Annotated in this window: 11 protein-coding genes; 7 read left to right on the top strand and 4 right to left on the bottom strand. The window is 63.6% G+C overall.

The window, feature by feature from the left end; genetic code table 11:
* Positions 1-28: 28 nt before the first annotated feature.
* Complete coding sequence (locus F3Y30_RS18075) at positions 29-901, bottom strand: hypothetical protein (RefSeq protein ID WP_246752790.1); 873 nt, start codon at positions 899-901, stop codon at positions 29-31.
* Between the two features lie 176 nt (positions 902-1077).
* Between F3Y30_RS18075 and dnaG the strand changes: the two genes are divergently transcribed.
* A complete protein-coding gene (gene dnaG, locus F3Y30_RS18070) occupies positions 1078-3054 on the top strand; it encodes a DNA primase (RefSeq protein WP_203424073.1) in 1977 nt (658 codons plus the stop codon).
* A gap of 96 nt (positions 3055-3150) precedes the next feature.
* Here the strand turns inward: dnaG and F3Y30_RS18065 are convergent, their stop codons facing one another.
* Positions 3151-4143, bottom strand: coding sequence for a threo-3-hydroxy-L-aspartate ammonia-lyase (locus F3Y30_RS18065; RefSeq protein ID WP_246752789.1), 993 nt, complete (start codon positions 4141-4143; stop codon positions 3151-3153).
* Positions 4144-4323: 180 nt separating this feature from the next.
* Here F3Y30_RS18065 and F3Y30_RS18060 point away from each other — a divergent pair, with 180 nt between their 5' ends.
* Positions 4324-5136 carry a transporter gene (locus tag F3Y30_RS18060; protein ID WP_203424071.1) on the top strand — a complete coding sequence of 271 codons (813 nt, stop codon included), beginning with the start codon at positions 4324-4326 and terminating at the stop codon, positions 5134-5136.
* Between the two features lie 31 nt (positions 5137-5167).
* Here F3Y30_RS18060 and F3Y30_RS18055 read toward each other — a convergent pair whose 3' ends face one another.
* Positions 5168-5905, bottom strand: a complete 738-nt coding sequence (locus tag F3Y30_RS18055) for a pyridoxamine 5'-phosphate oxidase family protein (RefSeq protein WP_203424070.1) — start codon at positions 5903-5905, stop codon at positions 5168-5170.
* Positions 5906-5943: 38 nt separating this feature from the next.
* On the opposite strand from F3Y30_RS18055, the gene F3Y30_RS18050 reads away from it, so the two are divergent.
* Positions 5944-7383, top strand: a complete 1440-nt coding sequence (locus F3Y30_RS18050) for a PLP-dependent aminotransferase family protein (protein WP_203424069.1) — start codon at positions 5944-5946, stop codon at positions 7381-7383.
* A 71-nt stretch (positions 7384-7454) separates the two neighbouring features.
* Here the strand turns inward: F3Y30_RS18050 and F3Y30_RS18045 are convergent, their stop codons facing one another.
* Positions 7455-8078 carry a class I SAM-dependent methyltransferase gene (locus F3Y30_RS18045; RefSeq protein WP_203424068.1) on the bottom strand — a complete coding sequence of 208 codons (624 nt, stop codon included), beginning with the start codon at positions 8076-8078 and terminating at the stop codon, positions 7455-7457.
* A gap of 159 nt (positions 8079-8237) precedes the next feature.
* Here F3Y30_RS18045 and recQ point away from each other — a divergent pair, with 159 nt between their 5' ends.
* The 4 genes from recQ (at position 8238) to tdh (ending at position 13655) form a co-directional block, all read left to right on the top strand.
* Positions 8238-10103, top strand: coding sequence for a DNA helicase RecQ (recQ, locus tag F3Y30_RS18040; RefSeq protein WP_203424067.1), 1866 nt, complete (start codon positions 8238-8240; stop codon positions 10101-10103).
* Positions 10104-10231: 128 nt separating this feature from the next.
* Complete coding sequence (locus tag F3Y30_RS18035) at positions 10232-11263, top strand: heparin lyase I family protein (RefSeq protein ID WP_246752788.1); 1032 nt, start codon at positions 10232-10234, stop codon at positions 11261-11263.
* Positions 11264-11397: 134 nt separating this feature from the next.
* Entirely contained in the window at positions 11398-12585 is a 1188-nt protein-coding gene (locus tag F3Y30_RS18030) for a glycine C-acetyltransferase (RefSeq protein ID WP_203424066.1), read from the top strand.
* Between the two features lie 32 nt (positions 12586-12617).
* Complete coding sequence (gene tdh, locus F3Y30_RS18025) at positions 12618-13655, top strand: L-threonine 3-dehydrogenase (protein ID WP_203424065.1); 1038 nt, start codon at positions 12618-12620, stop codon at positions 13653-13655.
* Positions 13656-13779: the final 124 nt, after the last annotated feature.

The following is a 13779-nucleotide window of genomic DNA, read 5'->3' as shown; positions in this document are numbered from 1 at the left end:
GCGTTTTCAGATGGGGGAAGGGACGGCGCTATAGCGCCGCGGCGAGGGCGCGGTCGATGATTGCGTACTTTTCGGCCTGGAACAGCTGATACTCATTGAGGAAGCTGCGCGACAACCAGACGACACTGTTGCCGGTCGGACCGCTCCAGCCGACGCTCCCGAGTTCGGCGGCGGCGGAAAACAGGCGCTTCACATGGGTACGCGAGATCATGTAGCTGCCAGAGATCTCGCTGAACGAGAGGCTGCCGGCCGAGAAACGATCCGGCTGGTCGGTGTCTTCCCCCGGAACGACGATCGAGGCGAACAGGCGATCCATCAGAAGACCACCCGCGCTTGCCCAGGTGAAAAGATCGAAGGTCGGTCCCGGATGGCGAATGATGGCGCTGTCGATCAACGCGAATGCGATCGCGGGTTGTAGCCGCCAGAGCAAATCGGGAGAGCGTCGGAGCGCTTCATGTCGGCTTTCGCCGTCGAAGTCGTCAAGAAGCGCAAGATGCACGGCAATCCAGCTCGCCATGGCCTCGCTCGTCGTCTCTGTCGGCTCCAGGTGCCTCGGCTTGGACGCCCTGTTGAGGTCCATGGGCCGGATGAAGCGATAGGCGAGCATTTCGTTTATGAACGCGGCCGCCGTGTTGCGGCTCGCCACGTTCTTGCGCACCATGAGGCTGATGAAGCGGCTGGCATAGAGGCCGCTTGCCGGATCGGCCGGATCGTGGTCGCAATGAAGGCCGAAACCGCCATGGGCCATCAGCCATCGCTGCTGGCTTCCGAAGATCGCCGTCAGCCGCGGATTTTCGCGGTATATGTCAAGGAGTGTGCGGGCGCCCTGCTGCACTGTGGGAAAGAAACGCGCGTCTGCGATAAGGGTATCGGCGGAAATCGGCATGTCTGTCTGGTCCATCGGACGGGAACCGTGCGTGGGCCCCCAGTTAGACTCGAATGCTCTTTCGATCAAGGGTTGTCTTTCACAGATGCGGTACCTGCGACGTTCTCACCCTGTGAATTGCTGTGGGCGGCGCGACAATGGGTGGCGAGCGAACCGCAGCGCGTCTATATGATGAGCTTGCCGAGGGACCCATGCGCTTTTCCAACGCCTTTCTTGACGACATCCGTGACCGCGTTCCGATTTCGAACGTGATCGGCAGACGCGTGACCTGGGACCGCAAGAAGACGAACGTGTCTCGCGGCGACTACTGGGCGTGCTGCCCTTTCCACGGAGAAAAGTCCCCGAGCTTCCATTGCCAGGACCGCAAGGGCAACTATCACTGCTTCGGATGCGGCGTGAGCGGAGACCATTTCCGGTTTCTGACCGAACTCGAGGGGCTGAGTTTTCCCGAGGCGGTGCAAACGATCGCCGACATGGCCGGCGTGCCGTTGCCGGCGGCCGATCCGCAGGCGGAGCGGCGGGACAAGGAACGCACCGGGCTGCTCGACGTCATGGAGATGGCGACCCGATTCTTTCAGGACCAGCTGCAGACGGCGAACGGCGCCCGGGCGCGGGCTTACCTTCGCGATCGCGGTCTCACCGGTCGCACGATCGAAACCTTCCGGCTCGGCTATGCACCTGAAAGCCGCAACGCGCTGAAGGAATTCCTGGCGGGCAAAGGGGTCGGCAAGGAAAGCATCGAGGCCTGCGGTCTCGTCGTTCACGGGCCGGAAATCCCTGTTTCCTACGATCGCTTCCGCGATCGCATCATGTTTCCGATCCTTTCTTCGCGCGAGAAGGTGATTGCCTTCGGCGGCCGGGCCATGTCTCCGGATGCGCCGGCCAAGTACCTGAATTCGAACGAGACCGAACTCTTCCACAAGGGCAACGTCCTCTACAATTTCACCCGAGCCCGGCGTGCGGCACAGTCTGCGAGCGGACCGGGCACGATCATCGCGGTCGAGGGCTACATGGACGTGATCGCCCTGCATCAGGCGGGCGTCGAGAACGCGGTCGCGCCGCTCGGCACGGCGCTTACCGAGAACCAGCTCGAACTGCTGTGGAAGATGACGCCGCAGCCCGTCCTCTGCTTCGACGGCGACGGGGCGGGCGTCCGTGCGGCGAACCGTGCCGCGGATCTGGCGCTGCCGCACATCAAGCCCGGCCGTACGGTCCGCTTCGCGATGCTGCCTGATGGCAAGGATCCGGATGACCTCGTGCGCCATGAGGGAAGGGGCCCGTTCGACAAGGTGCTGGCCAATGCCCGCGCGCTTGCCGACATGATATGGGGGCGGGAGGCCGGCAGCGGCACCTTCGAGACGCCGGAAAGCCGCGCCGAACTCGAGGCGCGCCTCAGGCAGATAACCGGCGTGATCGCGGACGAGGATGTCAGGCGGCACTATCAGCAGGACATGCGCGACCGGCTCAACGCCTTCTTCCGGCCAGCCCAGCAACCGGTGGGCGAACGGGGCGGCTTTGGTGGCCGACAGCGTCAGCCGGGCGGGCGCGGGCAGCAGGGCGCGCGCGGTGGCGCAGCGGTCGCCGGCATATCCGACCGGCTTGCCCGCTCGACACTGGTGCGCGGCGCGCAGGATCTGCCGGCGCTGAGAGAAAGCGTGCTCGCCCTCACCATCGTCAACCACCCGCAGATCCTCTTCGAGGAATATGACGAGATCGCCGCAATCGAATTCGAAAATCGGGACCTTCAGCGCTTCTGGTCCGCCGTACTTGGGATCGCGGCGGCTGCAGGCGTGCGGCTCGACCGCGAGCGGCTGGTGGAGGAACTGGAGGCGGCGGGCTTTGACGCCATGCTGAAGGGGCTCGACCAGCAGATCCGCAATTCCAGAATATGGACGGCAACGGGGGAAGCCGCGCCGGAGGATGCACGCGAGGGCTATCTCCAGGCGATGGCACTGCACAAGCGCACACGGGCGTTGCTCTGGCAGCGTCGCGAACTCGAGCGCGAACTCGCGCAGGCGACGGAAGAAGGGGACGACGACAGGGTTCCGCAAATCCTGCGCGCGCTTCAGGAAGTCCAGCTTGAAACTGTGCGGCTCGAGAACCAGGAAGCGATCATCGACGGCTTCGGCGTCCTTTCCGGCAGGGTCAAGGGACCCGCGAAGGGATGATGCGCCGGCGCGGGGCCGACTTGCGGAGGACGGGCTGTCCGGTTCCCGCGATGTCGGTCAGGCAGCACGAAGCGCTCCCCGCTGCTGCCGCGGAATTCAGCGCGCTTCCACCAGCGCGCTGAACGTCGCCAGGTCCACATTTCCGCCGCTCAGCACGATGCCGACCCGCTTTCCGGCACAGGGGATCGTTCCTTGCAGCACGGCCGCCGCTGCGAGACAGCCCGTCGGCTCCACGATGATCTTCATGCGTTCGGCAAAAAAGCGCATGGTTGCGACGAGTTCGGCATCGCTGGCAGTGACGATATCGTCGACATCGCGTTTGAGGATCGGAAAATTGCAGTTGCCGACACTCGGCGTCAGAGCGCCGTCGGCGATGGATTTGGGCACGGGGATACGGATGACCTCGCCCTTGCGCAGGGATTGCTGGCCGTCGTTGCCAGCTTCGGGCTCGACGCCGATGATCGTGCAATCGGGGAGGAGAGCCGTCACGCTGAGCGCGCTGCCGGCGAGCAGGCCGCCTCCGCCGAGCGGCACGACGACAAGGTCGAGTTCTCCCACCTCCTCGATCAGTTCCATGACGGCAGTGCCCTGTCCGGCGATCACGTCCGGGTGGTCGTAGGGGGGAATGAGGGAGGCTCCCCGCTCGGCCGCAAGTCTCCGACCTATTGCCTCGCGATCCTCCGTATAGCGGTCGTAGAACACGACTTCCGCGCCATAGCCCCTCGTGGCGGCTATCTTGATCGCCGGGGCGTCACTCGGCATGACGATCGTCGCCGGAGCCCCCTGCAGCTTCGCGGCATAGGCGATTGCCTGGGCGTGATTGCCCGAGGAGAAGGCGATGACGCCTCTTTGCCGCGCGCTTGCGTCGAGGGCTGCTATTGCGTTGTAGGCGCCGCGAAACTTGAAGGCGCCGACGCGTTGCAGGTTCTCCGCCTTGAAGAACAAGCTGGCGGACGCCTGTTCGTCGGCCGTCCGGGAGGTCAGGACCGGCGTGCGGTGGGCGAAACCGAATATGCGTTCACGGGCGGCCTTCACATCCTCGAAGGTCGGGATCCTCAAGGCCTCGCTGACGTCGGAAATGCTGGTCAAACATGCCTCCAAGGTACTGACGGCTCGAATCGGAAACGATCGGTCGATGCGAGACATCTTTCCACGGGCACAGCGGGGAAGCAAACCGCGCTGTTATCCGCGCCACCACGGAACCAGGGGCTCGTCTGGTCGAATCGCCGGCCTCGTGCAATATTTCCGGAAAGGTGGAGGGAAAAGCTGATGAATTTCCCGGGAATTGCCAAGATTCTTGCCGCATTCGGACCGCTGCTCTCCACGGCCGGAGCTGCGCTCGCGCAGCAAGCGGACGCAGACGCGCTGTCGAAGCAGCTCTCCAATCCGGTTGCGTCCCTCATCAGTGTCCCGTTCCAGAGCAATTTCGATTTCGGTGCCGGTCCTGATGATGACGGCTTTGCCTATACGATGAACTTCCAGCCGGTCGTACCGATCGAGCTCAACGATGAATGGAACATCATCTCGAGGACGATACTGCCGATCTCCTACCGCGACTACATTCCGGGTGACAGCGATCTCTTCGGGCTTGGCGACATCACCCAGAGCTTCTTTTTCAGCCCGAGCCAGCCCGGTCCCGGAGGATTGATCTGGGGGCTCGGGCCGGCTTTTCTTATTCCAACCGCCTCGGACGACGCGCTCGGCACCGGCAAGTTCGGGCTGGGCCCGACAGGTGTCGCTCTCGTCCAGCATGGTCCATGGACGGTCGGCGGGCTTGCGAACCACATCTGGTCGGTCGCCGGTGACGGCGACCGCGAGGACGTCAACCAGACCTTCCTGCAGCCGTTCGTTTCCTATGCACTTGGGCACGGACGTTCCGTGACGCTCAACACGGAATCGACCTACGACTGGGAGCATTCCGAATGGACGGTGCCGATCAACCTGATGTTCGCGCAGGTGACGCATTTCGGAACCCAGCCGGTCAGCCTGCAGTTCGGCGTCAGATACTATGCCGACGCACCGCCCGGCGGCCCGGAATGGGGCCTGAGGGCCGCCCTGGTTTTCATGTTCCCGAAGAAATAGCGGCTTTCCGTCCGGATCACTGTGCCACCCTTCAGGCGGTTGCCTCGCGCTCGTAGATGCTCTGCGCCTCCGAGAGTGCCTGGTCGAGTGTTTCGCCGGGTTGATAAAGCGAGAAGAGATCCGGCGGGGCGACGCCGTCTACGAGGCGGGGACACACCTGCGGCTCGCCGACGATGGTCCTGACCGGGATGACCCCGGCCCAGACCGGATGGCCGTAATCTTCCTCGTTGTCGCCAACGCCTTTGGCCCGGACCTTTGCCGAGGCTTCGTCGATGTGCATGCCGATGACCGTTGTCGCCTTGACCTCCTGGGTCGTGACGGGGCGCAGGGTGGAGCTTCGTCCCGGATAGAAGCGATCCACGACGCCGCGGATAGCTTCGGCCTTCTCCTGCGGATCATCGATGATGCGCGCCACGCCGAAGCACATCGCCGAACGATAGTTGGCCGAGTGGTTGAAGCCGGCACGCGCCAGGACCAGGCCGTCGAGGTGGGATACGGTCAGGCTGGCCGGCGTTCCCTGTTTCAGGTGCCTGAGCATGCGGCTTGCCGACGATCCATGCCAGTAGAGCATCTCGCCCTCGCGCCAGAAGATGGTCGGCGTGCAATAGGGCTGCCCGTCGATCACATAGGCCACGTGGCAGAGCAGGGAGGCATCGAGAATGGCGTGGACGGCTGCCCGGTCATAGCTGCCGCGCTCGTGCAGGCGCTTCACGCGGTTGCGCTCCGTTACGGGGTAGGACTGGGTATCCGGTGTCGTCTGTCTGAACATGGCCTTGCCTTCCTGTATTCGTCACCTTAGCTTGCGCCATGGCATTGGCTCGAAAAAGTTCCAATTCGAAGAGAAAAATCTGGACCAATTCACCGGACTGGTCGGCGCTTGTCCCGGTCCTCCCGGATGCCGGCCCGAGGACGGCCGCGCTTTATGGCGCAATCAGGAGGCTGATCGAGACGGGTGCCGTTCCGCCGGGCGGCAAGCTTCCGCCGACCCGCGACCTTGCGGCTCGGCTGAAGGTCTCCCGTGCCTCCGTCGTGGCGGCGTTCGAGATGCTGACCGCGGATGGCTTCGCCGAGGCAAGGGTAGGGGCGGGGACCTTCGTGGCGGAGCGGGTGCCGCATCTGCGGCCCTCGTCCGAGAATGGCGCTCGTACTGCCGAGAGTGCACTGCCGCTTCCGGGCACGCTTGGCGTCGCGGTTTCCGATCCACGCACCCTCGGTACCTTCCGCAAGCTGCTGTCGTGGCATCTCGCCAGGCCGGTGCCAGCCCACTTCCACTACGGCGATCCCCTGGGAAGCCTGGAACTGAGGGAAGCGATCGCTTCCTATCTCCGTAGCGCGCGCGGCGTACGGTGCGATGCAGCCTCCATCGTCATCACCTCTGGCACGCAGCAAGGACTGGACCTCATCATCCGCACGGCACTTCGGCCGGGGGACGGCGTCTGGCTGGAGGATCCGTGCTATCCAAGCGCGCGCCTCGCCTTCACGGGGGCCGGCATGCGCATCGCGGGCGTTCCTGTGGATGCGGAAGGACTGGATGCGGAACTGGGCCGGAACCTCATGCCCCGAGCGAGGGCGGTCTATGTCACTCCCTCTCACCAGTTTCCACTCGGGGTGACAATGAGCATGCGCCGCAGGCTCGCGCTCATCGAGTGGGCGAGAGACAATGCCGCGTGGATCATCGAGGACGACTACGACAGCGAGTTCCGCTTCGCCGGGGCGCCATTGACGGCCATGCAGGGACTGGACGGTTCTGATCGCGTCATCTACCTCGGCACGTTTTCGAAGGTGCTGTTTCCCGGGTTGAGGCTCGGCTACGCCGTGATACCCGAACCGCTCTTGAGCCAGGTCGTCGCGTTGCGCATGCGTACCGACAGGTATCCGCCAACGCTGGCGGAGGGGGCGATGACCGACCTCCTGCGGGAAGGCCACTTCGCCGCCCACCTGCGCCGGGCTCGAAGGCGAACCGAGGCGGCAAGGGATGGGCTGGTCGAGGGGCTGCGCTCGGGCACGAGATCCGCCGCCCTGGAGGTGATCGTCCCGGACCAGGGGCTGCACCTCGTGGCCCGGCTGAAAGTGCCGACCTCCGATGTCGAGGCCGCTGCCACAGCCGCAACGGCAGGGTTGGGAGCCCGGGCGCTCTCGTCCATGTATGTCTCGCACCCGCCACAGCAGGGGCTTGTCATAGGCTTCTCCGGCTTTTCGCCTGAGGAGTTTCGCCTCGCGGCGAGCCGGTTCGCCTGCCTGCTCTGAAGGAGCGGAGTGTCATCCTGAGAACCTTGTCATGGATCGCGCCGATTTTCCCGCGATGCCTGCCGAGGCGCTCATGCATCGTGCCGAAACAGGCTGTACTGGAAGGACTGCTTTGTCCCCCAAGGCGTACAATGCTCCAGGTGGCGGCTTTCGATGAGGGTGAAATCGTCGCCCAGCATTGCAGCTAGGCTTTCCGGGCTGTGGCGTAGGACCGGCAGGCCACTGCACTTCTCCGGTCCGTCCGGAGCAAAGGTGGCGATGATGGCATGCCCGCCAATCTTCACGGTCTGACGCAGCCGGGAAACATAGGCCTCCTGGTCGCGCTCGTCCGTCAGAAAGTGGAGCGCTGCCCGGTCATGCCAGATGTCGTAGGTCCCGGACGGTTGCCACGTCGTCACGTCGGCGTTGATCCACCTGACCCGTGCCGCCGGGCCGCCGAGGCGCGCCTTCGCCACCGCCAGGGCCTTTTCGGAGAGGTCAAGCACCGCGATGGTCTCGAAACCTTTGGCGAGGAGTTCATCGACAAGGCGTGAGGCACCCCCGCCAATGTCGATGACGCCGGTATCTGCAGCGGGACCAAGGCCGGCGATCAGTTCCAGCGATAGCGTTGGGGAAGGCTGGAACCAACTGACGTCCTGCTCCGCCTTCGTGGCGTAGACGCCTTCCCAATGTGCCTTCGATCCGGCGCTTTTCATGGTGTCGCTCCCTCGTGCTTGAGGTTCCACCGTGCAGGAGACCACGAGTGCTCCCGTCATTCCCGCTTCGTCCCACCACTCTTATTCTAACGCACAATGGTTTCGTTCGCAGTGGCGCGGTTCCCTCCGCAGATCCGTTCCCATAGAATTGCAGGCATCATGTCCGATTCCTCCCATTCCATAGACAGACTCTTTGCGACCGCAACGGTTCGCGACCCCCTCGAGGTACTCAAGCGGGTCTACGGCTATTCCGCGTTCCGTGGCCGGCAACAGGACGTCGTCGAGCACGTCGCCGGAGGGGGCGATGCCGTGGTGCTCTTCCCGACCGGTGCCGGCAAGTCCCTCTGCTTCCAGATTCCGGCACTTTGCCGGCCAGGCGTCGGCATCGTCATCTCGCCGCTGATTGCGCTCATGCGCGACCAGGTTGAAGCCCTGAAGCAGCTTGGCGTCAGGGCCGCGGCGCTCAATTCCTCGCTGTCGCGCGAGGAAGCGGCGGCGGTCAAACGATCGCTTGCTGCCGGCGAGCTGGACCTTCTTTACGTCACCCCCGAAAGGATCCTCACCCCCGGCTTTCGCGAGATGATCGGTACGAGCCGCATCGCACTCTTTGCGATCGACGAAGCGCACTGCGTATCCCAGTGGGGGCACGATTTTCGTCCGGAGTACCGCGAACTCGGGCTCCTGGCGGAAGCCCATCCCGGCGTTCCGCGTGTCGCGCTCACCGCAACTGCCGATCCCCATACGCGTGACGATATCGTCGCCCGGCTGGCGTTGGACAACGCCAGAATCTTCAGCACGAGCTTCGATCGGCCGAACATCACCTACCACATCGCCGAGCGCGACCAGCCGCGCCAGCAGCTCCTGCGATTTCTGTCCAGGCACGAGGGGGCGAGCGGCATCGTCTACTGCCTGTCGCGCGCCAAGGTCGAGGACACGGCCGAATGGCTCAATGTCCAGGGAATTCGCGCGCTGCCCTACCATGCGGGTTTCGACCGCGCCGTGCGCGACGCCAATCAGGACGCCTTTCTCAAGGAGGAAAATCTCTGCCTCGTGGCGACGGTCGCCTTCGGCATGGGCATCGACAAGCCGGACGTGCGCTACGTCGCCCATCTCGATCTTCCGGGCTCTGTGGAAGCCTTCTATCAGGAGACGGGGCGGGCAGGGCGCGACGGACTGCCCTCCGAGGTCTGGATGGCCTATGGGATGGCTGACGTGCTCCAGCGCCGCCGGATGATCGACGAAGGCGGGGCGGCGGAGGAAATCAAACGCATCGAACGATCGAAGCTCAATGCGCTACTCGCAATCTGCGAAACGGCGGGATGCCGACGACAGGCGATCCTCGGCCATTTCGGTGAGGCTCATCCGGGCAACTGCGGCAATTGCGATACCTGCCGCAATCCGGTCGAGACCTGGGACGGAACGGAAGCCGCCATCACCGCGCTTGCCGCAGTCTACCGCACCGGCGAGCGCTTCGGCGCCGGCCACGTGATCGATGTGCTCACCGGCAACGTCAATGAGAAGACCGAGCGCTTCGGCCACACCAGCATGCCGGTGTTCGGAGCCGGCAAGGATATTCCCGCCCGAACCTGGCAATCCGTGTTCCGCCAACTTCTCGCTGCCGGACTGATCAAGGTCGATCATGCCGCTTACGGTGCACTTCAGCTCGAACCCGAGTCCCGGGCGGTCTTCCGGCACGAGCGCCAGGTGCTGTTCCGCAAGGATCGCCTGACGTCGGGCAAGGCGGCTCGTGGCGCAAGGACTTCCGCCGGACGCGAGCGGTCTGCGCTCTCCGGTTCCGATCTCGAACTCTTCGAACTGCTGCGGGCCGAGCGGAGATCGATCGCTCAGGAGATGGACGTGCCGCCCTATGTCGTCTTTCCCGACACGACGCTCATTGCGCTGGCAAAAGAGCGCCCGCGTGACGATGTCGAACTGCTCGACATTCCCGGCATAGGCGAGGCGAAGCGCGATCGATACGGCGACCAGTTCCTGGCGGTCATCGAGGCGTATCTGGAGGGCGGATAACGCGCACCCGAAACGGCAGTCGCAAAATTCGTCGCTTGCCGCCGCAGGGGACCGAAAATTGCGTTATGCTAAGTTCGGCCATCCGGGAGGCAGCCTCGTTTGACACTTGATTTCCGAGGGAGAGCTATGTGCGTGCAGGTCCTGCCGCTCTGATCACCTGCTTCATGGCGTCCCAGGCCTGCCCTGCAGCGGCCCAGGCGATCTTCGATGATTTCGGGAGCGGTAGCCCCTCGCCAAACTGGTTTGTCTGCAGCCGGAGCGAGAACAGCTTCACCTTCGGACCGGTGGACGGCGAAGGACGGTCAGCGGCGACGGCGACCGTCCGAAACCGGCGTACAACCGGCGCTCTGCTTTCGCCCCAGTCGCACGCCGGATGCCGCAACGAGGATGGCTCCTACACGGCGGATGGCCAGGAGCGGGCGGAACTCTGGGAAGCGAAAGCTGTCTGGAAGCCGATAGGCACCGACATCTGGTATCGTTTCGACATGTTCGTCGACGACAGCATCACTTCGCGTACCGGGCGGTTCGTCATCGGGCAATGGAAGCAGGACGATCCGCCCAAGGATGCGCCACTCCTCGCCCAGCGTTTCAACGAGCGCATATTCAAGGTCACGATCGAACAGGATAACGAGTTGCCGGAGCGCAATCCGGCGGACGTGCTCTGCCGCGTCGTCATCGCCGCGCAGGAGACCGCCCGGTCGCGGCCTGGGTACGGCGATGGGCACGACCTCAACGCGCCGACCCTTTTTGACGAGATACAGTCGTCGCCTCCGCTTTCGATCGGGCACGATCTGAAGGGGGTTACCCACACCGTCGCTCCGGGGGAAGAGGAGGCCGAGGTTTCGTGCGCCCGCGACATCAGCGTGGAGGTCTTCGCCCCCTTGCCCGATCCCTTCGGCAAGTGGACGACGATGGTCTATCATCTGCGCATCGGAGCTGACGAGCAGTCACTGGTCGAGATCTGGGCGAACGGTCGCAAGATTTCCCGGACCACGGGGCGGATCGGCTTCCGGCCGTTCGATGCGGAGGACCGGCAGTTCTTCAAGTTCGGTCCCTACCGCAACCCGGCCTGGTTCACCACGCTCACGCGCCTTTCCCGCTATGCCAGAAGCGAGAAGAAGGCAGATGTAGACCCGGATGGCACGCTTGCGCCCGATTGAAGGCAGAGCGACACAAGGGAGCGGCCGATGCTCCTTGGCGCCAATGCGAGATGAGGACAAGCCGGCGGCGGCGTGATAGTCATTTCAGCAACTGAACCGTGGATCACTCCTCCTCCGGAAATGGGCCCGCTGCCATGACATCCCAATTCCTCACCCACCTCCGCCTTGAACTTGCCGACCTCAAGGCCGCCGGTCTCTACAAATCCGAACGCGTCATCACGTCCAAGCAGGCCGGCGAGATCGAAGTTTCCTCCGGCGCGCGAGTCCTCAACTTCTGCGCCAACAATTATCTGGGGCTCGCCGACAGCGAGGAACTGGCGAAGGCCGCCAAGCAGGCGCTCGACCGCTACGGCTACGGCATGGCGTCGGTGCGCTTCATTTGCGGTACGCAGGAAGAGCACAAGCAGCTCGAGGAGCGCATTTCCAGCTTTCTCGGGATGGAGGATACGATCCTCTATTCTTCCTGCTTCGATGCGAATGGCGGTCTCTTCGAGACGCTGCTTTCCGAAGAGGACGCAATCATCTCGGATGCGCTGAACCATGCTTCGATCATAGACGGCGTGCGGCTTTCCAAGGCGAAACGCTTTCGCTACGCGAACAACGACATGGCAGCACTCGAAGAAGAGCTGAAGAAGGCGGAGGCCTGCCGCTTCAGGATGATCGCCACCGACGGGGTATTCTCCATGGACGGCATTATCGCCAACCTCGAAGGGGTCTGCGATCTTGCGGACAAATATGACGCGATGGTCATGGTGGACGACAGCCACGCCGTCGGCTTCGTGGGCAAGCATGGTCGCGGCTCGGCCGAGTACTGCGGCGTCGAAGGGCGGGTGGACATCATCACCGGCACGCTCGGAAAGGCGCTTGGCGGCGCGTCCGGCGGCTACACGTCGGCCAAGCGCGAAGTGGTGGACTGGCTTCGCCAGCGTTCGCGCCCCTATCTCTTCTCCAACACGCTGGCACCGGTCATTGCCGGCGCCTCGCTCAAGGTCTTCGATCTGGTGGAAAACGGGGATGCCCTGCGTGGGCGGCTATACGCCAATGCGGCGCTCTTCCGCTCGGAGATGACGAAGCTGGGCTTCACGCTTGCGGGCGAGGGTCACCCGATCATTCCCGTTATGCTCGGCGATGCGGCGCTCGCCCAGGAGATGGCTGCCCGCATGCTTGAGAAGGGCGTCTATGTGGTCGGCTTTTCCTTCCCTGTCGTGCCGAAGGGGCGGGCCCGCATCCGCACCCAGATGTCGGCCGCCCATGAAGAGGATGACGTGAGGCGCGCGATCGCCGTCTTTGCTGAAGTGGGACGTGAACTGGGTGTGATTTGAGAGTCTTCTGAATCGCTTGCGGAGATTTCGTCATGTCGAACATGATGCGTGCCCTTGTTAAATCGAAGCCTGAAGCAGGCCTCTGGATGGAGCAAGTGCCTGTTCCCGAACCCGGACCCAACGACGTTCTCATCCGTGTGAAGAAATCGGCGATCTGCGGCACTGACGTCCATATCTGGAACTGGGACCACTGGGCGCAAAAGACGATTCCCGTCCCGATGGTCGTCGGTCACGAGTTCGTGGGCGAGATCGCCGAGACGGGCTCGGCCGTCACCAAGTATCACGTCGGCGAACGCGTCTCCGGGGAAGGGCACATCGTCTGCGGCAAGTGCCGCAACTGCCGCGCGGGCAGGGGACATCTCTGCCACTTTACCCAGGGCGTCGGCGTCAACCGGCCAGGATCGTTCGGCGAGTTCGTCTGCATTCCCGAACACAACGTGGTGCCGATCCCCGTCGAGGTGCCGGACGAGGTGGCAGCGATCTTCGATCCGTTCGGCAATGCGGTGCATACGGCACTTTCCTTCGACCTCGTGGGCGAGGACGTGCTCGTCACCGGTGCCGGGCCCATCGGCATCATGGGCGCGATGGTGGCCAAGCGCGCGGGTGCCCGCAAGGTGGTAATCACCGACATCAATCCCGTACGGCTGGATCTCGCGCGCAAGGTCGGCATCGACCATGTGGTCGATGCGTCAAAGCAGGACCTGGCGGACGTGATGGCCACGATCGGCATGACGGAGGGTTTCGACGTCGGGCTGGAAATGTCGGGCGCGCCGCCCGCCTTTCGCTCTATGATCGACGCCATGAACAACGGCGGCAAGATCGCCATTCTCGGCATCGCGCCGGACGGCTTCGGCATCGACTGGAACAAGGTCATTTTCAAGATGCTGACCCTCAAGGGGATCTACGGGCGGGAAATGTTCGAGACCTGGTACAAGATGATCGCATTCGTACAAGGCGGCCTCGACCTTTCGCCGATCATCACCCACCGCATCGCGATCGACGACTTCCGTGACGGCTTCGAGGCCATGCGATCCGGCAACTCCGGAAAGGTCGTCATGGACTGGTACTAATGCTGTGGAAAGAGGCATTGCGTATCGGTGCGAATCGCGGCAAACGAACCTGAGGACGACGCCATGGCGCTGGCTGCCCTTGTCTTTTAGAAGACGCTCACTACATCATGCCTTGTAACCCGCA

The organism is Sinorhizobium sp. BG8, from assembly GCF_016864555.1.
Lineage (GTDB): Bacteria > Pseudomonadota > Alphaproteobacteria > Rhizobiales > Rhizobiaceae > BG8.
Note: the sequence above shows the minus strand (reverse complement) of the source record. Positions and strands in the feature narration are given on the sequence as shown.